The organism is Rhodococcus sp. A14 (assembly GCF_011603105.1).
GTDB lineage: Bacteria > Actinomycetota > Actinomycetes > Mycobacteriales > Mycobacteriaceae > Rhodococcus_F > Rhodococcus_F opacus.
Map to the genome: position 1 here is coordinate 24,929 of NZ_JAAOQS010000009.1, position 22,190 is coordinate 47,118.

A 22,190-nucleotide genomic window follows, 5' to 3' on the forward strand; every position below is an offset into this window, starting at 1 on the left:
TCAGTCCTGTCCGGCGAAGTGATTGTCGGGACGGGTGAAGCCGAGCCGCTCCCGGAGCACTCTGCTGTCGGACGCCCGGCCGCCCGGCCGCAGCAGCGGCAGGACGCGTTCGGTGATCTCGTTCAGGCCGGACGTCAGCGCCAGCGGCCGGAGGGTGACCCCGTCGACGCCCCCGGTGTCCACCACGTCGGTGATCAGCCGGGACAGTCCCGTCGCGTCTCCGCGGTGGAGAATCGACGCCGGCTCGTAGCGGCCGCCGGACCAGTTCTCGAGCTGGGCGAGGTCGCGTTCCGCCGTGTCGGCGGTCTCGGCGATCACCACCTCGACGTCCAGCAGGATCCGGAGCGAAGCGGGGGCCCGGCCGGCCTCGACCGCAGCACGTCGCACCGGGTCCGCGACGTCACGCGCGGCGTCCACGGTGGGTGCGCCGATGCGGATCACGTCGGCGCGCGCCGCGGCGACCCGGGTGGAGTGCTCGTCCCGCGCACCGATCACGATCAGCGACTGTCCCTGCGGCGACCGCGGCGTGATCGAGGGACCCTTCACGGAGAAGTGCGTGCCCTCGAAATCGATGTAGTGCAGCTTGTCCCGGTCGATGAAGCGGCCGGTGGGCACGTCGCGGATCTCGGCATCGTCCTCCCAGCTGTCCCACAGCAAACTGATGACCTCGATCGCGTCGGCCGCCTCCGCCCACAGACTCTCGGCATCCTGTGCGTCCTTGCGTCCGAACAGATTCGCCTGCGCCTGACCGGCCGACACGTCCACCTGCCACCCGGCGCGGCCGAGCGACGCGTGGTCGAGGCTCGCGATGGCCTTGGACACGTGGAACGGTTCGGTGTGGGTGACGGTCACCGTGGGAACCAGGCCGATGCGCTCGGTGGACGCGACGGCCCGTGCCGCGATCGCCACCGCGTCCAGGTGCCCACGCTGATCGGCATGTCCCGTGGTGGCGATCGCGAAGGTATCGCCGACGAAGGCGAGGTCAACTCCGGCCGAGTCGGCCTGCCCGAGCAGGCCGGTCCAGTAGCCGGGGGTGAAGAGGTCCTCGGCGCGCGAGTCCGGACGACGCCAGGACTGCGGATGGATCCCCGTGCCGTACAGATCGACGGCGACGAGCGGGTCGTGTGGCTCAGGCATGAATCGATTCCTCCAGCTGTGCAGAACGTGGACGCACGACGGATCGTCCCGGGATGGCGTCGAGCAACTGCCGGGTGTAGTCGTGGCGGGGATTGTCGAATATTTCTGCCGCGGCGCCCGATTCGACGATGCGGCCGGACCGCATCACCGCGACCGTGTCGCTGATCTGCCGGACCACGGCGAGGTCGTGCGAGATGAAGAGGTAGCTCAGCCCGAGTTCCCACTGCAGGCTCTCGAGCAGCCCGAGGATCTGTGACTGCACCGAGACGTCCAGCGCCGACACCGGTTCGTCGAGCACGACGAGTTCGGGGTGCAGAGCGAGCGCGCGGGCGATGGCGACCCGCTGCCGTTGCCCACCGGACAGCTCTGCCGGTCTGCGTTCGAGGTAGGTGCGCGGCAACGCGACCTGTTCGAGCAGTTCGGCGACTCGTGCCGTCCGTTCCGCCCTGGTGCCGACACCGAACGCACCGAGAGGTTCCGCCACGATGTCCGCGATCGCCAGCTTCGGATCGAGGGACGCATACGGGTTCTGGTACACGATCTGCACTCGGCGGCGCAGGGCCCGCAGCGCACCGCCGCGCAGGGTGGTGATGTCCCGGCCGTCGAACTCGACGCGGCCCGCGGAGGGAGATTCCAACCGGATCGCGATCCGGGCCACCGTGGACTTGCCGGACCCGGACTCCCCCACCAGCGACAGCGTGCGCCCGCGCGGGACCTCGAACGACACGTCCTGGACGGCGTCGATGGCCGTGCGCCGATCGATCCGGAACGTCTTGGACACCCCGGACACGCGCAGCAGGACATCGGGTTCGGCTCCGCCCACCGCCGCGGCGCGGTTGGGCCCCCGCACCACCGAGAGACTCGGCGCCGCGGCCAGCAGGGTGCGGGTGTACTCGTGCCGTGGGTTCTCCAGGATCTCGCGGGTGGGGCCCGCTTCCACCACCTCACCCTGGCTCATCACCACGATCCGGTCGGCACGGTCGGCGGCGACACCCAGATCGTGCGTGATCAGCAGGACCGCGGTACCGGATTCGGCGATCCGCGCGTCGAGGTGATCGAGAATCCGGCGCTGCACCGTGACGTCGAGTGCGCTGGTCGGTTCGTCCGCGATCACGAGTTCGGGGCTGCACGCCAAGGCGATCCCGATCAGGACGCGCTGCCGTTGCCCGCCCGACAGGTCCTGCGGGTACTGCCTCGCCCGCACCTCGGGCTTGTCGATCCCGGCCTCGGCGAGAATGCGCACCGCCTCGATGCCTGCCGTCCGCCGGTCGGCGAGACCGTGGATCCGGAGCACCTCCGCCACCTGGGCGCCGACCCGCAGGACGGGGTTGAGCGACGTCGTCGGATCCTGGGGAACCAGGCCGATCCGGGCGCCGCGAACCCGGCCGAGTGCGCGCTCCGACTTGGTGTCGAGACGCTCACCGTCGAACGTGACGGTGCCGGCGACGGCCCGCCCGGATCCGCTGAGCAGTCCGAGGATGGCATGCGCGGTGGTGGATTTTCCGGAGCCGGACTCGCCGACCACGGCCACCACCTCCCCGCGCGAGACCGTGAGGTCGACGCCCTTCACGGCCACGACCGGATCGCTCACGCTCCCGTATGCCACCCGCAGTCCGGAAACCTGCAGGAGCGGCGCCGTGGTACCTGCCGCAGCAGTAGTCGAACTCATCGCACTTCCCTCTGTTCGAGTGCATGCCCGAGTCGGTGCGCCGACAGCACGACGGCCACGATCACCAGTCCGGGCAGGGTGGTCATCCACCACGCGGTGGCGAGGTAGTTCCGGCCCTCGGAGATCAGCGAGCCCCATTCCGGGGTGGGCGGCACCGCACCGAACCCGAGAAAGCTCAGCGACGACACCGCGAGGACCGCCATCCCGAACTCGACGGCGGCGAGTGCCACGACGGGCGGGTACGAGTTCCGCAGCACGTGCCGGCGCAACACCGTGTGCCAGCGGACACCCGACGCGAACGCCGCCTCGACGTACAGCGACCGGCGTACGCGCAGCACCTCCGAACGCATCACGCGGGCGAAGTTCGCGATCAGTGACACTCCCACCGCGATGGCCACGTTGACGGTGCCGAACCCCAGCGCGGTCACCAGTGCGAGCGAGAGCAGCAGCGCGGGGATCGACAGGAGGACGTCGACGACCCGCATCAGGACGGCGTCCAGCGCCCCTCCGACGGCACCGGACAGCAGGCCGATCAGCGAACCGGCCACCAGCGCGATCCCCACGGCCAACAGCGTTGCGGTCAGCGACAATCCGGCCCCGTGCACCACGCGGGTATACACGTCGCGGCCGATGTTGTCGGTGCCGAACCAATGTGCGGCACTCGGCGCCTGCAGTTTCTGGGCGGGCACCCCGACCAGCGGGTCACCGCTCGCGAACACCGACGGCGCCACCGCGAATCCGACCGCGACAAGGAGCACGGCGGCGGAGGCCACGAGCGCGAGATTGCGACGCAACCACGTCACCACGCGGCGTCCGCGGCTGTCCGACTCGGACACGATCACGGGAGGCGGGTCGATCGGCGGAGTTCCGAAACCCTCGGCCTCGTCGATCAGTTTCCTGGTGAGGATGTCAGACATGAACCTTCTCCTCCACATCCGCGGTGGCGCCGGTGCCGGAACTGCGTCTGCCCTCGACGATCCGGGGATCGATCAGCGGGTAGAGCAGATCGACGGCGAGATTGACGAGTACGTAGACGACGGAGCTCAACACCACGATTCCCTGGACGACCGGAATATCCTGCGCCATCACGGAAGTCTGGGTGAGCCGCCCCACTCCGGCGCGCGAGAACACCGTCTCGACGACAACCGATCCGGCCAGCAGATTACCCACGAGCACACCGGCGATGGTGAACGCGGGAATGCTCGACAGGCGCAGCGCGTGCCGGGTCTGGATCTGCCAGCGGGACGCGCCTTTCGCCCGCGCGGCTTCGATGAACGGCTGCCGCCACGTGGTCTGCAGACTCGCCGCGAGCACCTGCGCGATCACGGCGCCGGTCGGCAGCGCGAGCGTCACCGCGGGGAGCACCAACGTCGCGATCCCCTGGTCACCGAACGCCGGAAAGGCCCTCAGCCGGAACGAGAACAGCTGCAGCAGAATCAGTCCCACCCAGAATGTCGGCACCGCGACACCGAGCGGAGGAAGTGAGAACAGCAGATTCCGCACCCAGTGGACCCTCGTGTAGGTGGCGAGAAACGCGACCGCTGCCCCGAACACGACCGCGAGAACCAGCGCCGCGGACGCCAGCGCGAGCGTGCTGGGCACCGCGTTCCCGATGGCCTCGGTCACCGATTGCCCGGTGGCGATCGAGTACCCGAAGTCACCGCGGACGGCGTGGCTCAGGGAGTTCCAGTACTGCACCCACACCGGCTGGTCGAGGCCGTACCGGGCCTGCAACTCCGCGACGGCGGCCGCGTCGACCGTCGTTCCGGCGGTCGCCGAGTCGACGGCGATGCTCACCGGGTCGGACGGCAGCAGGAACAGCACGGCGAACGACACGGTGAACGTCGCCCACAGGACGGCGATCGCCTGCAGCACACGTAGCCCGAGGTAGCGAATCATGGCTCAGCGTCCGCTGATCCAGGTGTCGAAGAACTGGAGCCGGGCCGAGGCCTCGAACTTCAGGTCCTGCACGTTCGGGCCGGCGCCGATCGCCTGCGACAACTCCACCGTGGGGATCCACAGGCCGTTGTCGAGCACCTGCTGCTGGGCGTCGGCGACGAGCGCGCTCCGCTCGGTGGTGTCGGTGGTGGCGAGCTGCTTCGCGAGCACGTCGTCGAGCGCGGGAATCGGTCCGCGGTTGTTCAGGTTGCGGCCCTCGAGGCCGAACTGGGTGCGGAGGATGTCACCGTCGGCGCGGGTGCTGTTGTAGTAGGTGGCGTCGAAGTCCTTGGCATTCTGGCGGGCGGTGGCCTCAGGAGTGGACACGAGATTCAGCTGCAGATCCACTCCCACCTCTTTGAGCTGCTGCTGCACCAGTTCGAGAATGGCCTGGTTGCCGGCGAACACCGAGCTGAACAGAACGGGGAAGCTCAGCTTCTGACCGCCCTTCTCCCGGATGCCGTCGGCACCGGGAACCCAGCCCGCCTGATCCAGAATCGACTTCGCCTTCTCCGGGTCGTACGTCACGTCCGGCAGCGACACGTAGCCGGGGGTGCGGCTGGCCAGCGTGCTGGTGGCGGGCTTGAAGTTGGGCCCGAGCACGGTGTCGACCAGTTCCTGCCGGTTGATCGCCGGGACCAGCGCGCTGCGCACGACCGGATCGACGAGCGGTCCGCGAGTCACGTTGGGCTGGAAACCGAACGGGGTCCCGGGGTTCGACGTGGTGAGCACCTGCCCGCCCGCGCCTTCGATCTGCGGGGCGTCCTGCGGCAACGCGTCGCTGATCGCGTCCAGCTGTCCCGAGGACAGGCTGCCCGTGCGGACCCCGGATTCGGGCACGACACTGAACTCGATGGTGTCGAGGTAGGCCTCGCCGTCGTGGCCGAACACGTCCGAACCCCAGTTGTATCCGGCACGCTTGGCGAGGGTCACCGACTTGTCCTGCTGGTAGTCGGCGTACGTGAACGGCCCGGTGCCCGAGATGTTGCCGGTGCACCGCTCTTCGGCGGACCTCGCGACGGACGCATCGGACAGGATGCCCAGTTGCGGGGTCGACGACGCCTGCAGGAACTGCGCGTTGGGTGCGGCGAAGTCGACCTGCGCGGTAAGCGGGTCGATCACAGTGGTACCGGTGTAACCGGCGAGGTAGCTGGCACCGAGCGGGGCCTTGGCGCCGGAGAGGGTGTTCACGATGGCGTCGAGATTCTTCTTCACCGAATCCGCGGTGAAAGGTGTTCCGTCGCTGAACGTCACCCCCTCCTTCAGGTGGAACGTGAAGGAGGACGCGTCGGCGTCGGTTTCCCAGCTCTCGGCGAGCCACGGCTTCAGTTCACCTGTTGCCGGGTCCTGGTCGGTGAGCGAGTCCACCACCTGACGAGCCACGTAGATCGTCTGGTTCGTGCCCGACTGCGCCGGGTCGGCGCACGTGGGTGCCTGGGAGAGGCCGTAGCGGACTGTGCCGCCCGGCTGTGCGGGGCCCGCATCTGCGGAGGAACTGCTGGAACCGCCACCGCAGGCGGTGAGCGCCGTGGCCAGCACGGCAGCGGCACCGATACCTGCTGCGATGGGCGAGGACAAAAGCACTGATGGCACCGAGAACTCCGTGATCTCGAAGAAGTGCGGTGCGCGCTGCCGAGACTATTCGGCAGCGCTCACGCGCACAGGAAGGTGAGGGACACCGGATCCGACGCGGATGCGGTGTGAAGAGCCGGAACCCCGACGGATCGGGGTATCAGGTCAGCTGTGACAGATCGAGGTGGACAGTCGGCAGAGATCGACGTGGAGACGCCCCCAGGCGCTCACGAAACCTTCGGTCAACATCGTTCCTCCATCGATCCCGGCGGTAGCACCCGCACCCGCAGGGCGGGGGGTTGCTGCGACGTCAACGAGCCAGGTCTCTCGGTCGCTCTGGATGGTCGTTACCGAGTGTAAGAGATCGCCGGTCGCCGCGCCACACGGACCCCGTTACCCCACTGCCTGCCGGGGCGGGAGTTCCCGCCGCGACAGAGCGGGCCGGAGACCGAGATGTTCGCGCAGAGTGGAGCCTTCGTATTCCGTTCGGTACGAGCCTCGCTCCTGCAATTCGGGCACCAGCAGGTCGACGATCTCGTCGAGTCCGGTAGGCACCAGGTGGGGCGAGATGTTGAACCCGTCCGTCGCGCCGCTGCGAACCCACCGGGTGAGTTCGTCGGCGACCTGCCCAGGGGTGCCCGCGAAACCGGAGCGCTGGGTGGTCGCGATCGCGACCTGACGCAGCGACAGGTTCTGCGCCTCCGCCAAGGCTCGCCATTCCCGCGCGATGGCGAGCGGATCCTTTCCGTCGCGCGCCGCCCCGCGGGTGACGGAGATCGGCGCGGGCACCGGATTGAATTCGGGCAGTGGACCGTCCGGGTCGCGATCGGACAGATCACGGCCCCACACCTGACCCACCAGCGACAACGCCGTCTGCCCGGTGTACTGGCCCTCGAGAACCCAGCGCACCTTCTCCTCCACCTCGGACGCGTTCTCCGCGAGCACGATCTGCGTGCCCGGCAGAATCTTGACGTCGTCCTCGGGGCGCCCTGCACGACGCAGTCTCGCCCGGATGTCCTCGGCGAAGGTGAGCGCCTCGTCGAAATGCGTTCCGTGCCGGGAGAAGATCACGTCGGTGTGCGCGGCCGCGAAGTCCCGGCCCCCCGGTGAGTCGCCGGCCTGGAAGATGACGGGATGCCCCTGGGCGCTGCGCGGCAGCGTGGGAGTGATCGTGACGTCGAACTGCGACGTCCGCCGGGACACCTCCCGCACCCCGTCCGGGGTCGACCACGACGGCGCGTCGGTGCTCGTCGCGACCGCGCCGTCGGCCCACGCATCCCAGATCACCCGGGCGGTGTCGAGGAACTGCCCGGCCCGCTCGTATCTGTCCGCGTGATCGAGGAAGCCGCCGCGCCGGAAGTTCTCACCGGTCCAGGCGTTGTCCGTGGTGACGGCGTTCCAGCCGGCACGGCCACCGGACAGCAGGTCCAGCCCGGACAGCCGCCGGGCGAGGTCGGCCGGCTCGTTGTAGGTGGTGTTCTGGGTGGCCACCAACCCGATGTGCCGGGTGATGCCGGCCAGCGCCGCGAGCTGGGTGATCGCGTCCGGCCTGCCCACGATGTCGAGATCGAGGATCTTGCCTTCCTGTTCCCGCAGGCGCAGGCCCTCACCGAGGAAGAAGGCGTCGAACAGGCCCCTCTCGGCGGTCAGTGCCACCCGCCGGAACGTTTCGAAGTCGATCTGCGATCCGCTCGACGGATCCGACCAGATCGTCGTGTGATTGACGCCCTGGAAGAAGACACCGAAGTGCACCTGGGCGCCGGGCCTGGCGTACGAGTTGTCGGTCATGTTCTCCACAACCTTTCAGCGAGAAGAGTCTTCGAGGCGCTCGGCCTGGAATCGGGTGACGGGACGGTCGAGGCCCAGCGTGCTGCGCAGGGTCGAACCGGGGACGGGGCGGTGGGCGATGCCGGCGCGCAGGAGTGCCGGGACCACGGACCGCGCGAGCACCGGAAGATCCTCGTCGACGACTGCGGGATGCAGGCGCACACCGTCGACGTGCGCATCCAGGGCCCGCAGCAGTTCCAGCAGCCCGGTGGCATCGCCGGCGAACGACAGCCGTCCGCTCGGCGGGGCAGACGGGGACGAGCCGAGTGCCACATCCAGTTCGGCGAACACCAGCGGTGCGCCGCCTGCCTTCGCGCGCCCGGCGGCCGCGGTGGTGTCCTCGAGTGTCGGTCCGGACACCAGCACCACGTCGACCAGGGAGGGATCGGTGTTCGCCTCGGAGCCGAACACCACCAGGCGCCCCTGCGGCGGTCGTGGCACGATGGCCGGACCCTTCACCGAGTAGGTCTCGCCCTGGAAGTCGATGTAGTGCAATCGGTCGCGGTCGACGAAACGCCCGGTGGCGTGGTCGCGGATCACCGCGTCGTCCTCCCACGAATCCCACAGGTCCCGGACCACGGTGATCGCGTCCCGTTCCTCCCGCGCGAGGTCGTCGGGTGCGGTGACCTCGGGCCGGCCCAGTGCGCTCGCGACCCGCGGGTCGGTGTCGCGTGCTGCGATCCAGCCGCCGCGACCGCGCGACGCGTAGTCGAGCGTCGCGAGTTGGGAGGACGTGTGGAACGGCTCGGCGTATGTGGTGCCGACGACCGGTACGAGACCGATCGTGCTGGTGGTCGCCGCGACGAACGCTGCGCGGTTCACCGCGTCGATCCGGCCCACGGGTCCCCCGTCGGCGCCGGGAGGCAGGAGCGAATCGTCGAAGGACGCGAACGTGAAACCGGCGTTCTCCGCGGCCGCGACCCGGTCCGCCACCGTTCGCCCGGTCAGCAACCGGTCCGGTGTGTGCGCGGCTCGTCGCCAGGCTTCGGGATGCGCACCCTCGCCGTCGAGTTCGATGCCCAGCACCAGTCTCATGCGTCTTCCTCCTCGGTGCCGGCCGTGAGGGGTCGGCTCGGAATGGTCTCGCGCAGCGCGGGCGCCACGTCGGCCTGGAACAGCTCCAGGCTTTCGCGGTGCTGCTTGTCGCTGCCGACGCGGTCGGCGCTCAGGTGGATCACCTCGTGGCCGAACTGCTCGTGGTAGCGCTGCACCTTGTCGATCACCTGCTGCGGGCTGCCGATCAGTGCGGAGCTGCGTTCGACGAAGTCCTCGACGGTCGCGAACACCACCGGAAGTCCTGCCCTGCGGGCGAAGTCGAGGCGGGCGGCGTGAATCGTCCGCCACACGTCGAGGGCATCCTGTGAGTTCGGCGTCACGTAGAACCCGGCAGTTCCGGCGCCGACGAGGGCGTCGGCGGGATCGTGACCGTAGTGGGCCCACCGTTCGCGGTAGTGCTGGACGAGTTCGGCGTACGAGTCGATGGGGTACGTGACGTTCGCGGAGAAGATCGGATCACCGTAGCGGGCCGCGAGATCCACCGATTCCTTGCTCGTCGCGCTGCCGTGCCAGATCCGGATCCGCCGCTGCAGCGGGCGCGGCAGTGCGACAGCGTGCTCGAGAGACGGCCGGAACGTACCTTCCCAGGTGACGTCCTCGCTCTCCCACAACTGCCGGAACAGTTCGTAGCCCTCGCGGTTGCGGTCCCACTGATCGTCGGGGGTGACGTGGAACAGCTCCGCCTGCGCGGTGCCGTTGCCCTTGCCGATGATGAGCTGCAGCCGTCCGCCCGACAGGTTGTCCAGCGTCGAGTAGTCCTCGAATGCACGGACCGGGTCGAGCAGGCTCAGCGTGGTGACCGCCGTCCACAACTGCAGCGTGCTGGTGCGCGCCGCGATGGCGCTGAGCACCACGGGTGGGGACGAGGACAGGAAGGGATGTTCGTGGCGCTCACCCACCGCGAACCCGTCGTACCCCAGTTGCTCGGCGAGGACGGCGGACTCCACGACCTCCTGCAGCCTGGCCGCAGTGCCGATCTTCTCCCCGGTCGCCGGATCCGGTTGGTGAGTGATCAGGCTCATCAGCAGAAACTTCATACGGACTCGTACTCCTTTGCGGCACAGGCGGAAGGCAGAGCGGTAGCGGTGTGCAGGATCTTCTCGAATCCGTGGATTCCGACGTCCTGCGGTGGGAGGGTGCGGTCGAACAGTGCCGTGTACCCCGCGGCCAGATACAGGGCCACCGCCTCGGGCTGCCGCGGCCCCGTGGTGAGGAAGATGCGGGAATAACCGGCCCGGACGATCTCGGCCTCGAGCTCCCGCAGCACGATTCGTCCGAGGCCGCGGCGGCGGTGCGCCGACGAGGTCCAGATCCGTTTGAGCTCGGCAGTCGTGTCGTCGTAGCGGCGGAAGGCCCCGCCCGCCACGGACGTCCCGTCCTCGACCACGACGAGCAACGCGCCACCCGGTGCGGCGAACTCCTCCGCCGGGTACGTGCTGAGATCGTCGTAGATCTCGTCGCGGGTGCGCCCGTACCGAGTGCTGTACTCGATCGCCAGGTCTTCGAGCAGCGGCGCGGCAAGTGGATCCGCCTGGTCGACGAACACGGTCTGCACGGATTCGGTCCTCTCGGTCACTGGTCCTCCTGTCAGCTGGTCTTCGGGAGTCCGGGCGGGTTGACGACCGACGTGCCGACTGCCTCGCTCGCGATGTTCCAGCGGTCGAGAACCTGTGCATACGTGCCGTTCTCGATGATGTGGTTGATGGCCTCGTTGACTGCGGTCACCAGTCCGTTGTCTTTCTTGGTGAGCACGGCGATCTCACCCTGGAGGGCGTCGCCTGCCCCCGAGAACGTTCCGGCGATCTCGCTCTCCCCCGCCTGCGCCACGTGGAACGACGAGGACGGGTTGGGCCCGAAGTAGGCGTCGATCCGGCCCGACGCGAGGGGAAGGTAGTAGTCGGTGACGTTCTGGTAATAGGTGATGTCGGTGGGTTCGAGCCCCGCCTCGACGTTCTGCTCACTCCACTTCACCAGCAGCGCTTCCTGATTGGTGCCGGAGGAGACCGCGATCTTCAGGCCCGCGACGTCCTTGGGCTCCTTGATCTGGATGCCGCTGTCCTTCTTCGTCTCGAACGCGACCGTGTCGAGGCGGTACGTCGAGAAGTCGTATTTCTCCTTCCGCTCCTCGGTGACGGTGACGTTCGAGATGAACGCGTCGGCCTCCCCCGAGTCGATGCGAACGAAGTTCTGCGCCCAGTCCGCGGCCTGGAGGTCGACCTTCAACCCGAGAACGTCGCCGATCAGGTACGCGAAGTCGGTCTCCGAGCCGATGAGCGTCTTGTCGTCGTCGGCGTAGAAACGCAGGGGCGGAGCGGAACCGGCGCTGCCCGTCACGATGAGCGTGCCGCGGTCGCGGATCTGCTGGGGAACCTTCGCGGCGATCGACTCGACCTCGTCGGTGGTGATGCGATTCTGGTCGGCGGTGAGGTTGTATCCGGCGGCCGAGGTCGGCCCCGATCCCTCGTCCTCGACGTCGCCGCCCCCGCACGCGGCAGCGAGCAGCGCGACGGTGGTGAGGGCCGAGGCCAGAATCTTCGTACGGAACCGTGCGGTGGACATGTGTGCCTTTCGGGGATCCACACCGAGGTGTGGAGAATCAGAGAACTCGGGAGAGGAATGCTGTGGTGCGGTCGTGCTGCGGGTTGTCGAGGACCTGCGAGGGCGGGCCCTGTTCCACGACGACGCCGGCGTCCATGAAGACCGCCGTGTCGGCGACCTCCCGCGCGAAACCCACCTCGTGGGTGACGATCACGAGGGTCGCGCCGTCCCGTGCCAGTTGTTTGATCACGGCGAGGACCTCACCGACGAGTTCGGGGTCGAGGGCCGACGTGGGCTCGTCGAACAGGATCACCGCCGGGCGCAGTGCGAGGGCCCGGGCGATCGCGACCCGCTGCTGCTGGCCGCCGGACAGTTGTCGCGGGTACTCGTGGGCCTTGTCGCGCACGCCGACCCGTTCCAGCAGCGCGATCGCCTCGGCCTCGACCTCGGCGCGGTCGCGGCCCTGCGCCGACACCGGCGCCTCGATCACGTTCTCCAGCACCGTGAGGTGGGGGAACAGAGTGAAGTTCTGGAACACGAATCCGATCCGGGAACGCTGCTTCAGGATCTCGCGTTCACGCAGTTCGTGGAGTTTGTTGCCCTTGCGCCGGTAGCCGATGAGGTCGCCGTCGATGCGGATGGTGCCCCGGTCGACCTTCTCCAGGTGGTTGAGCGTGCGCAGCAGCGTCGACTTGCCGGAACCCGAAGGCCCCAGGATCACCGTCACCTCGCCCTTGCGGACCAGCAGGTCCACACCCTGCAGGACGTCGAGTGCGCCGAAGGACTTGTGGACTCCGCGAACTTCCACCGCGAACTCCGCCGGAGTGGCTTCGACCGTCATTTCGTGGCACCTCTCGGTACGGAGACACCGGCGTCACGGATCTCGGCGAACTTCCGGGTGAGCTTCTGCCACGGAGTCGGCGGCAGTGCCCGAGCCGATCCGCGCGCGTAGTGCCGCTCGACGTAGTACTGGCCGATCGACAACAGCGTGGTCAGGATGATGTACCAGATCGTCGCGACCATCAGCAGCGGTACGACACGGCCGTTGCGGCCGAAGATCACCTGAACCTGGTAGAACAGTTCGGCGATCGCCATCGTCGACACGATCGAGGTGCCCTTGAACAGGCTGATCACCTCGTTCGCGGCGTTCGGCGGGATGCCGCGCATAGCCTGGGGCAGAACGATCTTGAAGAACTGGCGTCGGCGCGGGATGCCCAGCGACTGCGCCGCCTCGATCTGCCCGTGGTCCACCGAGATGATGCCGGAGCGGATGATCTCGGCGGAGTACGCGGCCTGGTGCAGGGCAAGCCCGATGACGGCGGCGGTGAAGCCGCTGATGACGCCGTTGACCTCGAACGTGAAGAACCCCGGTCCGAACGGAATGCCCAGCGACAGAGTCTGATACAGGTAGGTGATGTTGAACCAGAACAGGAGCTGCACGATCAGCGGAATCGACCGGAACGCCCAGATGTACACCCAGGCGATCACCTGCAGGACCGGGTTGTGCGACAAGCGGCTGACCGCAAGCACCACGCCGAGTGCGAATCCGAGGACCGTCCCCCACAGCGTCAGCTTCACCGTCATCCACAGCGCCTGCAGCACGGAGCCGGCGGTGAAGTACTTGGCGAACGTGGCCCAGTCCCATCCCGGGTTGGTGGCGAGGCCGTGGACGAACTGGGCGAGCAGTACCAGCACGGCGGCGCTGACGATCCACCGCCACGGATGCCACGTCCGCGCCACTTCCAGCGCGGCGTCCGCGTCGCCGGAGGGCACTGAATCGAGGGGCGCGGCCGAACGCGCCCGAACGGGGGCGCTCACGCTCCCTCACCACTTACGACAGACATCACTGAGGCGGCCTTTCACCTGGAACGGGACGGGAGGAGGGCGCGTCTTCCGCGGGATGCGGGCGCGCGTCAGGCGCTCACCGGGCGAAATGCCCGGTGAGCGTGCTGTGAGACCTCGTCAACAGTGGCAGGAGGTGGTCCGGCACAGGTCGATGTGCCGTCTGCGCCACGCAGGGCGCGCAAGGTAGTTCATGTGCTGCCTTCCATCGATCCCGGCGGTAGCACCCGCACCCGAAGAATTCGGAAGGGTTGCTGCGACGTCAACGAGCCAGGTCTCTCGGTCGCTCTGGATGGTTGAAGCGAACACTAGCCGCATTCCCGAAGCCCGTCAACACGAGGTATTTCCCTGCAACACAGGGGAAATGGTGTCGAGCGGATTCAAGAATCACCGTGCGCAGAAGTACTGACAGGCAGCGAATCATGCGGTTGGATTGTGCGTGCAGCCCTGCGTTTCCGCGGCGGTATGACCCGGCTGCCGGGCCTTCCGCGGCCCTTGTAACGTCGCCTCGGTGACACCATTCGAAGTCATCGCGATCCTGGTAGCCGGCGTGGGCGCGGGGGCGATCAACGCCATCGTCGGCAGCGGCACGCTCATCACCTTCCCCACCCTGGTGGCATTCGGGTTCCCTCCGGTGACCGCCACGATGTCGAACGCGATCGGCCTGGTCGCCGGTGGCGTATCCGGCACGTGGGGTTACCGGAGGGAACTGGCCGGGCAGGGACCGCGACTGCGGTGGCAGATACCGGCGTCACTGTGCGGTGCAATTCTCGGCTCGTGGCTACTGCTGCACCTGCCCGAAACCGTGTTCGAACTCGTCGTCCCGGTGCTGCTGATCCTCGCCCTGATCCTGGTGGTGCTGCAGCCGAAGATCCAGGCCTGGGCAAAGCAGCGCGGCAGCCACGAGGCCGGCTTGAGCCCGGCGCGCCTCACCCTGCTGACCGTCGGGACGTTCGCCGTGGGCGTGTACGGCGGATACTTCACCGCGGCGCAGGGCATCCTGCTGATGGGTGTGATGGGCGCGATCCTGCCGGAGAGCCTGCAACGGATGAACGGCGCGAAGAACCTGCTCTCGCTGATCGTCAACGTCGTCGCCGCGACCGCGTACACGCTCGTGGCCTTCGAGCGGATCAGCTGGGCGGCCGCCGGCCTCATCGCGGTGGGTTCGCTGCTAGGAGGCGTCCTCGGGGCCCGCTACGGCCGCAGGCTGTCGCCCACCGCGTTGCGGGGAACCATCGTCGTCGTCGGCCTCATCGGTCTGTTCCGGCTGCTCGCATAGTCGCGCATGCACCCTCCCACTCCCTCATACTGAGTCGGTGAGCAACGACGTAGAGCACCCGGGCTGGACCTATCTCATGGACATGGACGGCGTTCTCGTCCACGAAGAGCACCTGGTCCCCGGGGCCGACCTGTTCCTGGCAGAACTCCGGGAATCCGGTACCCCGTTCATCGTTCTGACCAACAATTCGATCAGGACTCCGCGTGACCTCCGCGCCCGCCTGCTCCGCACCGGCCTGGACATTCCCGAGGAATCGATCTGGACGTCCGCCCTGGCCACCGCGACGTTCCTGGCGAACCAGCGCCCCGGCGGCAGCGCGTACGTCGTCGGCGAATCCGGGCTCACCACCGCACTGCACGACATCGGGTACGTTCTCACCGAGAACGATCCCGACTACGTGGTCCTCGGCGAGACCCGCACCTACTCCTTCGAAGCGATCACCACCGCAATTCGTCTGGTGGAGAGGGGCGCTCGCTTCATCGCCACCAACCCCGACCCCACCGGCCCGTCCCGGGAGGGTTCCCTTCCGGCCACGGGATCCGTTGCAGCACTGATCAGCAGGGCCACCGGCCGCGACCCGTACTACGTGGGCAAGCCGAATGCGCTGATGATGCGCTCGGCGCTGCGGGCCATCGGCGCGCACTCCGCGAACACGCTGATGATCGGCGATCGCATGGACACCGACATCGTCTGCGGGCTCGAGGCCGGGCTGCAGACCATCCTGGTCCTCACCGGAATTTCGACGCGGGATTCGGTGGAACTGTTCCCCTACCGCCCCACCGCGGTGCTCAAATCGGTCGCCGATCTGGTCGGCCGCACGTCGGATCCGTTCGGCGATGCGGCTCCGCCGCCCGTGAGTACTTCTTAACCGCGGGACGTTGACAAGTACTCACGGGTGGCGGCAGCCGGTGACGCCCCTGATGGTCGCTGCCCTGTACGTCCCGAACGTGATCCGGTTCCCGTCTCCACCGGCGAACGTCACGTCGAGCCGGTCCATTCCGGCGTCGGTGGCGATCGCACGGGCCGCGGCCAGCACGGCGGGCCAGTCCGCGTCGCCGATCGGGGTGTCGGACAGCAATACCTGCGTGGTGACGGATTGCCCCTCCGCGTACGCATACGGTCCCGGGCATCCGCCGCCCTGGCTGCGTTCGCGATGCCACCGCCACCGGACATCCGGTGCAATCGCAGCGACGGCCTCGCTGATCCGCACCAGCGCATCGGTGACCTGCCGCTCGGTGACCGCGAGTGTCGGCCGGTCGCTCAGGCTCGCTGCCGCCGCCGCAACCTCCTCGTCGCTGAAGTTGTACGGGTTGTCCATCACGCCACCACATCCGCTCGTCAGGATCGCCGCGCCGATCACGGCGACCGTCTTCACCACCCACCCGCCGCGGACCGTCACCGGACAGCCAGTTCCGGCATGCCCGCGACGATCACCGCCATGTTGTAGCCGGACGTCCGCAGCTCCCCGTTGCCACTCGGCCGCGGATACTCGCTGTGCCCGCTGGCATCTTCGCGCCGCACGCCGTCCGGGGTCGACGCCTCGAGCACCGACAGTTGTTCGAGGTCCGTCTGCACCGGATCGGGGCCGAGCCTGCCGAACCCGTCTGCCACGGTGATGGGGTCGTCGGGCGCGCGCATCACGAACCCGTGCCGGGGCGCCAACCCGAGATCCGATTCGTCGTTCGCGTCGAACCCGGGCGAACCGTAGAACACGGCGTCGTCGACCGGTTGCCGCGGTCCCGCGTCCTGCAGGGCCAGGCCCTGGGTGTACGAACCATACGAATGGCCGAGCGCGGTGATATGCGGATCGGGCGTCCGGGAAGCAATGTCGAGACCCTCGTAGAACGAGGCGAGTTTCGGGGCACCCGCGGTCGCGCGGTCGGACTGCCAGGAATCGACGAGCCATCCGCGCCCGAGATTCTGGTCGATGAACGGCACGTCGTAATTGCCCGGACCGGTGGTGGTCGGCGGCTGATAGCCCAGCCACGCGATCGTCGACACCGTGTCGCCGGTGCGGCCGGCCAGGTCCAATTGCCGTTCGGTCTCGGCCTTCAGCGCCGCCGCCTCGTCGGTCATCCCGCGCAGCGAGGCGACGGTCGTGTCGATGCCCGGCGTGGTGACGGAGATGTGGTCGGCGGTGTCCGGGTCGCCGAGTGCGAACGCGGCCATCGTCCGTTCCCCCGACTGCAGGTCGAGCAGCATCAACCTGCCGTCCGGGTGATCGCGCACGAGTTTCTCGAGGTCGTCGAGGTCCCGCAACTTCTGCTCGGCGTACCACAGCCCGGCGTCGTCTTCGGTGAAAGCTCCACCGAACATGTTGCGGTCCAGCCTGTCCCGGAGCCGGACCCGTTCCGCCTCCCATCGCGACCGCTCGTCGTCGAACCGGCTCACGTTCGCCTCGTGCCGTACCGCGGACGGGATGCCGTCGCGATTACCCACCCACTCGGGATGCTGCTCGATCACCTCGCGGCGCTGGGCTGCCGGCAGCGCCTCCCAGTACTCGCGGTTGTCGAGCGGGGAGCCGTCCGGCGGCGGCGCAGGGGCGGACAGTCCGGTGCCCGCGCGATCCGTCTCACCGGGTTCGGCCGCGCCGTCCGCGGCCCGCGCCAGGACAGCGGCCGCGTCGGCGACGAGGTCCTCCGCCTGCAGGATCAACGCCCGGGCGGCGGCACGAAGTTCGTCCCGCCGTGTTGCCGCAGCGTCGACCGGCGGTCCGGGCGCATCGATGATGTCCCCGTTGTCCGACAGGACCATCCCGTGGGCGGCAGCCGCTTCCCGGAGGCCGCCGACCTCGGCTTTCAGGTGCGTGACCGCGTCGACCAGGTCGCGGGCCAGCCTCTCGACGACGGCGATCGCCGTCGCCTCGCCGCTCAGATCATCCGCGACGATCCGGAACCGCCGACGTGCGGCGTCCGCGGCGTCGTCCTGCCACGCCGGCAACCGGCCGATGTCGGCGAGACCGTCCTGCACGAAACGGATCGTCGCCGCCCGCACCGACAGCGACCGTTGCACGGCCTGCAGCGCGCGGGTGTCCCACTGGACTATGTCCCTCAGATTCACGATCCCCCCCAGGATGCATAATGCCCGTACCCTAACGGATCGATCGCGTCCGCGGGAGTCCGATCTCGTCTCGACCGACACGAAGGATCGAAAATGAGCGGTTCCATCCACGTCGACACGGCGGCCCTACGCGCGGCGGCCGGTCAGCTCGACGTCCTGTTCGACGACGCGTCCTCTCAACTGAACACCATCGACGCGGCCCTCGCCGACTCGGGTGCGGCGTGGCCGGAGGCGGCCGAAGCCGCGTTCGGCCGGTTCACGTCCTACCTGGACGATCGCCGGGAGTTGTTGCAGCGGACTGTGGCCGAGATGTCGACGAATCTCGTCGAGTGCGCGCGCCGATACGACGCTCAGGACGGGGCCACCGCCGGGCACCTCGACGCGGTCGCGCCGGCCACGAGCCTCGACCTGTAGGCGCTTCGCGCCCGTGCGCCTTTGTGGTTGCCGGAACAACCAGAAAGGCGCACGGGCGGCGGAGCCGCCTATGCCAGCGCCTGCTCCAGGTCCGTCAGCAGGTCGGCGGTGTCTTCGAGTCCCACGGACAGCCGGACGACGCCGTCGGTGATGCCCACGGCTGCACGACCTTCCGGGCCCATCGCCCGGTGGGTGGTGGTGGCCGGGTGGGTGATGAGCGACTTGGAGTCGCCGAGGTTGTTGGAGATGTTGACCAGCCGCAGGGCGTCGAGGAGTTCGAATGCCCGCTTCTTCGCTTCGCCCTCGGATGCGTTCAGCGCGAAGGTGACGACGGTGCCGCCGCCGCTCATCTGCCGCTTGGCGAGTTCGTGCTGGGGGTGCGATTCGAGGAACGGGTACTTGACCCAGTCGACCGCGGAGTGGTCCTCGAGGAACTGTGCGATTTCCAGTGCGGAGCCCACGGAGTGGCGCACCCGGATCGGCATCGTCTCGAGCCCCTTGAGGAGCGTCCACGCGTTGAACGGGCTGAGCGCCGGCCCGGTGTGGCGCATGAGGTTCTGGACGGGACCCTCGATGTAGTCCTTCGGCCCGAGGATCGCCCCGCCGAGCACGCGACCCTGGCCGTCGATGTGCTTGGTGCCGGAGTAGACGACGATGTCGGCACCCAACTCCAGGCTGTGCTGCAGCAGCGGCGTCGCGAACACGTTGTCCAGCACGACCTTTGCGCCGGCGGCATGCGCGAGCTCCGCCACCCGGGGCACGTCGACGAGCGTCTGCATCGGGTTCGACGGCGTCTCGAAGAACACCGCGGTGGTCGGCTCGGACAGAGCCTTCTCCCACTGGTCGAGGTCTTCACCGTCGACGAACACCGTCTCCACACCCCAGCGGGGCAGGATCTCGTTGCACACCACGAAGCAGGAACCGAACAGGCTACGTGCCGCGACCAGCCGGTCGCCGGCCTTCAGCAGCGCGCCCAGTGCGGTGAACACCGCGGACATGCCGCTGGCCGTGCCGAAGCACGCCTCTGCGCCCTCGATCAGGCGCAGTCGCTCCTCGAACATCTTCACGGTCGGGTTGCCGTACCGGGAGTAGACGAAGTGGTCGATCTCGCCGGTGAACGACGCCTCGGCCGCTCCCGCGCTCTCGAACACGAAACCGGAGTTCAGGAAGATCGCTTCGGACGTCTCTTCGAACCCGGAACGGAGTGTTCCTCCGCGCACGCTGATCGTGCCCTGGCCGATGTCGTCCGGCAGCGCCTTGTCAAACGCGCCGCCTCGAGGAATTGCACTCACCACTGCCTCCACGGCAGGCCCAGAGCCCGCCAGCCGACCGCCCCACGGTGACCTTCGGCGTCCAAGCCGCCTTCGAAACCGTCGAGCACGTTGTACGACGGGCCGATGCCCGCCGCTGTCGCGGCTTCCGCCGCACCGATGGACCGCTGGCCGGAGCGACACAGGAAGATCACCGGGGCGTTCTCGCCACCCGCGATCCCGGCCTCCTTCAGCTGGTCCACGAAGTTGTCGTTACGAGTGCCCATCGGGTAGCTGACCCATTCGATCAGCACGGTCTTCCGCCCGAGGGAGGTGGTGTCGGGGACTCCGACGTACTTCCACTCGGCGTCCGTCCGCACATCCACGAGCACAGCGTCGGGATTCTCGCGGAGCAGCTCCCAGGCATGCTCCGGCGTTATGTCGCCTGCGTAACTCACCATGTCAGCTTTTCACAACCCTGTTCGGTATGCCCTTCCGGGCAACGGTCAGTTGCAGACGACCCATGTCTCGCCGTCCCGCGTCAATTGCCAGGTATCCGTCGTCTCGCCCTTGCCGTCGTCGGCGCTGACCCGGACCTCCGCCCGGGCACGATCCCCGTTGACCTCGGACGACTCGACGCCCTGCAGCGTGACCTCGCCTTCCCGGTCCCGGAGCACCGACCGGTCGTCGGACCACGACGAGCAGACCAGCGTCTTCTGCAGATCGGCGTCGTCGTGGTTGTGGGCCTGGATGAAGTCGGCGACCGAACGGTTGATGCGGTCCGCTTCCGTGACGTTCTCGTCGGCGGGCGAGAGCCTGCTGGACACGACGATGGCCACGAGGATGACGACAATCACGGTGACGGCGGCGATGAACGGCACCGCCGTGGTGCGCCGGGGATCCACCGGATCTTCGGTGCCTCCCGCGTCGCGCTGGGGCGATTCGCTCGAACCGGACATGACTTCCCTTCGATCTCGGCGTGGCCACGAGTGTATAGAGCAGCCCCTACAAATCGTGTTTGTGACCCCCCAACGCGAAGGCGACTACCCTCTACAGGCGTGCGTGCCGAGAATGGGCTCTGCCCTGTCGCCGCACCTCGGCCACCCGATTAGGCTGGGCTTAATTTAAGCTGAGGTTTCGTTGTCCGCCCATCAGAAGGTAGTTCGCTCCAGATGACTGATCAGACACGTCCGTTGCGCGTTGCGATCGTGGGTGCCGGCCCCGCCGGTATCTACGCAGCCGACGCTCTCATGAAATCCGATGCCGCGTCTGACGGCGGGATCAGCATCGATCTCTTCGAGCGGATGCCTGCCCCCTTCGGTCTGATCCGGTACGGCGTCGCACCCGACCACCCGCGCATCAAGGGCATCATCACCGCCCTGCACAAGGTGCTCGACAAGCCGTCGGTGCGCCTGCTGGGCAACATCGACTACGGCAGCGACATCACCCTCGAAGACCTGCACAACTTCTACGACGCGGTGATCTTCTCCACCGGCGCCAACGCCGACCGCGCCCTCAACATCCCGGGCATCGAACTCGACGGCAGCTACGGCGCCGCCGACTTCGTCTCCTGGTACGACGGCCACCCCGACGTCCCGCGCACCTGGCCCCTCGAGGCCGAGAAGGTCGCCGTCCTCGGTGTCGGCAACGTCGCCCTCGACATCGCCCGCGTTCTCGCCAAGACCGGCGACGAACTGCTGCCGACGGAGATCCCCGCCAACGTCTACGAGGGACTCAAGGCCAACAAGGCCGTCGAGGTCCACGTGTTCGGTCGCCGCGGGCCCGCGCAGGCCAAGTTCACCCCCCTCGAGCTGCGTGAACTCGACCACTCGCCGACGATCGAGGTCATCGTCGATCCCGAGGACATCGACTACGACGAGGGCTCCGAGCAGGGGCGCCGCAATTCCAAGCAGGTCGACATGGTCGCCAACACCCTGCAGGACTGGGCCATCCGCGACGTGGGCAACCGTCCGCACAAGCTGTTCCTGCACTTCTTCGAATCGCCCACCGAGGTGCTCGGCGAGGACGGCAAGGTCGTCGGTCTGCGCACCGAGCGCACTCAGCTCGACGGCACCGGCAACGTCAAGGGCACCGGCAAGTTCAACGACTGGGACGTGCAGGCCGTGTACCGCGCGGTGGGCTACCTGTCCCAGAACATCGCGAAGCTCCCGTTCGACGAGCAGGCAGGCACCGTCCCGAACGAGGCCGGACGCGTCATCGCCGACGACTCCGCCGAGGGCAACGACCGGTTCATGCCCGCCACCTACGTCACCGGCTGGATCAAGCGCGGCCCCGTCGGGCTGATCGGCCACACCAAGGGCGACGCGAACGAGACCGTCGCGAACCTCCTCGAGGACCGGGCCGGTTTCGCCGAGCCCGCCAACCCGGGCGAGGACGCGATCATCGAGTTCCTCGAGGGCAAGCAGGTCCCGTACACCACCTGGCAGGGCTGGTACCGCCTCGATGCGCATGAGCGCAGCCTGGGCGAGCCCGAGGGCCGTGAGCGGATCAAGGTCGTCGAGCGCGAGGACATGCTCAAGGCCAGCGAGCCCGACAAGGCCTGATCTTCCGAATCGGTGTGAAGGGAACCTCCTGCGGGAGGTTCCCT

21 protein-coding genes and 2 riboswitches are annotated in these 22,190 nt (G+C 68.1%); of the genes, 4 read left to right on the top strand and 17 right to left on the bottom strand.

Annotation, left to right across the window (positions count from 1 at the left end):
- The 12 genes from G9373_RS07395 to G9373_RS07450 form a co-directional block, all read right to left on the bottom strand.
- Positions 1-1,137: an LLM class flavin-dependent oxidoreductase gene (locus tag G9373_RS07395; RefSeq protein WP_005562439.1), complete on the bottom strand. Its 1,137-nt coding sequence runs from the start codon at positions 1,135-1,137 to the stop codon at positions 1-3.
- A complete protein-coding gene (locus G9373_RS07400; protein WP_005562438.1) occupies positions 1,130-2,806 on the bottom strand; it encodes an ABC transporter ATP-binding protein in 1,677 nt (558 codons plus the stop codon). The genes G9373_RS07395 and G9373_RS07400 overlap by 8 nt, the downstream gene beginning before the upstream one ends.
- Complete coding sequence (locus tag G9373_RS07405; RefSeq protein WP_133985060.1) at positions 2,803-3,723, bottom strand: ABC transporter permease; 921 nt, start codon at positions 3,721-3,723, stop codon at positions 2,803-2,805. Before G9373_RS07405 ends, G9373_RS07400 begins: the two co-directional genes overlap by 4 nt.
- Positions 3,716-4,705 carry an ABC transporter permease gene (locus G9373_RS07410; protein WP_133985062.1) on the bottom strand — a complete coding sequence of 330 codons (990 nt, stop codon included), beginning with the start codon at positions 4,703-4,705 and terminating at the stop codon, positions 3,716-3,718. Before G9373_RS07410 ends, G9373_RS07405 begins: the two co-directional genes overlap by 8 nt.
- Before the next feature lie 3 nt (positions 4,706-4,708).
- Complete coding sequence (locus G9373_RS07415; RefSeq protein ID WP_133986743.1) at positions 4,709-6,328, bottom strand: ABC transporter substrate-binding protein; 1,620 nt, start codon at positions 6,326-6,328, stop codon at positions 4,709-4,711.
- A 241-nt stretch (positions 6,329-6,569) separates the two neighbouring features.
- Positions 6,570-6,663: riboswitch (SAM riboswitch) on the bottom strand.
- A gap of 46 nt (positions 6,664-6,709) precedes the next feature.
- Positions 6,710-8,104 carry an NtaA/DmoA family FMN-dependent monooxygenase gene (locus G9373_RS07420; protein ID WP_133985064.1) on the bottom strand — a complete coding sequence of 465 codons (1,395 nt, stop codon included), beginning with the start codon at positions 8,102-8,104 and terminating at the stop codon, positions 6,710-6,712.
- Between the two features lie 15 nt (positions 8,105-8,119).
- Positions 8,120-9,178 carry an LLM class flavin-dependent oxidoreductase gene (locus tag G9373_RS07425; protein WP_054245466.1) on the bottom strand — a complete coding sequence of 353 codons (1,059 nt, stop codon included), beginning with the start codon at positions 9,176-9,178 and terminating at the stop codon, positions 8,120-8,122.
- Entirely contained in the window at positions 9,175-10,236 is a 1,062-nt protein-coding gene (locus G9373_RS07430; RefSeq protein ID WP_133985066.1) for an LLM class flavin-dependent oxidoreductase, read from the bottom strand. Before G9373_RS07430 ends, G9373_RS07425 begins: the two co-directional genes overlap by 4 nt.
- On the bottom strand, positions 10,233-10,775 hold the full coding sequence (locus tag G9373_RS07435) for a GNAT family N-acetyltransferase (RefSeq protein WP_005254186.1): 543 nt from the start codon (positions 10,773-10,775) through the stop codon (positions 10,233-10,235). Before G9373_RS07435 ends, G9373_RS07430 begins: the two co-directional genes overlap by 4 nt.
- A gap of 11 nt (positions 10,776-10,786) precedes the next feature.
- Positions 10,787-11,758 carry an ABC transporter substrate-binding protein gene (locus G9373_RS07440; protein WP_133985068.1) on the bottom strand — a complete coding sequence of 324 codons (972 nt, stop codon included), beginning with the start codon at positions 11,756-11,758 and terminating at the stop codon, positions 10,787-10,789.
- A 37-nt stretch (positions 11,759-11,795) separates the two neighbouring features.
- A complete protein-coding gene (locus G9373_RS07445) occupies positions 11,796-12,578 on the bottom strand; it encodes an amino acid ABC transporter ATP-binding protein (protein WP_133985070.1) in 783 nt (260 codons plus the stop codon).
- A complete protein-coding gene (locus G9373_RS07450) occupies positions 12,575-13,510 on the bottom strand; it encodes an amino acid ABC transporter permease (protein ID WP_133986744.1) in 936 nt (311 codons plus the stop codon). The genes G9373_RS07445 and G9373_RS07450 overlap by 4 nt, the downstream gene beginning before the upstream one ends.
- A 271-nt stretch (positions 13,511-13,781) precedes the next feature.
- A riboswitch (SAM riboswitch) is annotated at positions 13,782-13,878 on the bottom strand.
- 212 nt (positions 13,879-14,090) lie between these two features.
- On the opposite strand from G9373_RS07450, the gene G9373_RS07455 reads away from it, so the two are divergent.
- Both G9373_RS07455 and G9373_RS07460 read left to right on the top strand, forming a co-directional pair.
- Positions 14,091-14,858 carry a sulfite exporter TauE/SafE family protein gene (locus tag G9373_RS07455; protein WP_005562418.1) on the top strand — a complete coding sequence of 256 codons (768 nt, stop codon included), beginning with the start codon at positions 14,091-14,093 and terminating at the stop codon, positions 14,856-14,858.
- Between the two features lie 76 nt (positions 14,859-14,934).
- Positions 14,935-15,726 (top strand): HAD-IIA family hydrolase, encoded by a 792-nt coding sequence (locus G9373_RS07460; protein WP_005562415.1) that lies wholly within the window; start codon positions 14,935-14,937, stop codon positions 15,724-15,726.
- Positions 15,727-15,747: 21 nt separating this feature from the next.
- On the opposite strand, the gene G9373_RS07465 is transcribed toward G9373_RS07460, so the two are convergent.
- On the bottom strand, positions 15,748-16,257 hold the full coding sequence (locus G9373_RS07465; protein WP_133985072.1) for an LppA family lipoprotein: 510 nt from the start codon (positions 16,255-16,257) through the stop codon (positions 15,748-15,750).
- Positions 16,254-17,918 carry an alpha/beta hydrolase gene (locus G9373_RS07470; protein ID WP_133985074.1) on the bottom strand — a complete coding sequence of 555 codons (1,665 nt, stop codon included), beginning with the start codon at positions 17,916-17,918 and terminating at the stop codon, positions 16,254-16,256. Before G9373_RS07470 ends, G9373_RS07465 begins: the two co-directional genes overlap by 4 nt.
- Before the next feature lie 93 nt (positions 17,919-18,011).
- On the opposite strand from G9373_RS07470, the gene G9373_RS07475 reads away from it, so the two are divergent.
- Positions 18,012-18,332: a type VII secretion target gene (locus tag G9373_RS07475; protein ID WP_005562412.1), complete on the top strand. Its 321-nt coding sequence runs from the start codon at positions 18,012-18,014 to the stop codon at positions 18,330-18,332.
- A gap of 68 nt (positions 18,333-18,400) precedes the next feature.
- Here the strand turns inward: G9373_RS07475 and G9373_RS07480 are convergent, their stop codons facing one another.
- The 3 genes from G9373_RS07480 to G9373_RS07490 are packed head-to-tail and all read right to left on the bottom strand — an operon-like array spanning position 18,401 to position 20,541.
- Entirely contained in the window at positions 18,401-19,624 is a 1,224-nt protein-coding gene (locus tag G9373_RS07480) for an O-succinylhomoserine sulfhydrylase (RefSeq protein WP_065493253.1), read from the bottom strand.
- On the bottom strand, positions 19,621-20,040 hold the full coding sequence (locus G9373_RS07485) for a rhodanese-like domain-containing protein (RefSeq protein ID WP_005254196.1): 420 nt from the start codon (positions 20,038-20,040) through the stop codon (positions 19,621-19,623). Before G9373_RS07485 ends, G9373_RS07480 begins: the two co-directional genes overlap by 4 nt.
- 48 nt (positions 20,041-20,088) lie before the next feature.
- Positions 20,089-20,541: a hypothetical protein gene (locus G9373_RS07490; protein WP_005562408.1), complete on the bottom strand. Its 453-nt coding sequence runs from the start codon at positions 20,539-20,541 to the stop codon at positions 20,089-20,091.
- A 213-nt stretch (positions 20,542-20,754) separates the two neighbouring features.
- On the opposite strand from G9373_RS07490, the gene G9373_RS07495 reads away from it, so the two are divergent.
- Positions 20,755-22,146, top strand: a complete 1,392-nt coding sequence (locus tag G9373_RS07495) for an FAD-dependent oxidoreductase (protein WP_167114534.1) — start codon at positions 20,755-20,757, stop codon at positions 22,144-22,146.
- Positions 22,147-22,190: the final 44 nt, after the last annotated feature.

Excerpts from the sequence above, each read along its gene's own strand:
- G9373_RS07395 (WP_005562439.1), bottom strand. The coding sequence starts at position 1,137 with ATGCCTGAGCCACACGACCCGCTCGTCGCCGTCGATCTGTACGGCACG.
- G9373_RS07400 (WP_005562438.1), bottom strand. The coding sequence starts at position 2,806 with ATGAGTTCGACTACTGCTGCGGCAGGTACCACGGCGCCGCTCCTGCAG.
- G9373_RS07405 (WP_133985060.1), bottom strand. The coding sequence starts at position 3,723 with ATGTCTGACATCCTCACCAGGAAACTGATCGACGAGGCCGAGGGTTTC.
- G9373_RS07410 (WP_133985062.1), bottom strand. The coding sequence starts at position 4,705 with ATGATTCGCTACCTCGGGCTACGTGTGCTGCAGGCGATCGCCGTCCTG.
- G9373_RS07420 (WP_133985064.1), bottom strand. The coding sequence starts at position 8,104 with ATGACCGACAACTCGTACGCCAGGCCCGGCGCCCAGGTGCACTTCGGT.
- G9373_RS07425 (WP_054245466.1), bottom strand. The coding sequence starts at position 9,178 with ATGAGACTGGTGCTGGGCATCGAACTCGACGGCGAGGGTGCGCATCCC.
- G9373_RS07430 (WP_133985066.1), bottom strand. The coding sequence starts at position 10,236 with ATGAAGTTTCTGCTGATGAGCCTGATCACTCACCAACCGGATCCGGCG.
- G9373_RS07440 (WP_133985068.1), bottom strand. The coding sequence starts at position 11,758 with ATGTCCACCGCACGGTTCCGTACGAAGATTCTGGCCTCGGCCCTCACC.
- G9373_RS07445 (WP_133985070.1), bottom strand. The coding sequence starts at position 12,578 with ATGACGGTCGAAGCCACTCCGGCGGAGTTCGCGGTGGAAGTTCGCGGA.
- G9373_RS07460 (WP_005562415.1), top strand. The coding sequence starts at position 14,935 with ATGGACATGGACGGCGTTCTCGTCCACGAAGAGCACCTGGTCCCCGGG.
- G9373_RS07475 (WP_005562412.1), top strand. The coding sequence starts at position 18,012 with ATGAGCGGTTCCATCCACGTCGACACGGCGGCCCTACGCGCGGCGGCC.
- G9373_RS07490 (WP_005562408.1), bottom strand. The coding sequence starts at position 20,541 with ATGTCCGGTTCGAGCGAATCGCCCCAGCGCGACGCGGGAGGCACCGAA.
- G9373_RS07495 (WP_167114534.1), top strand. The coding sequence starts at position 20,755 with ATGACTGATCAGACACGTCCGTTGCGCGTTGCGATCGTGGGTGCCGGC.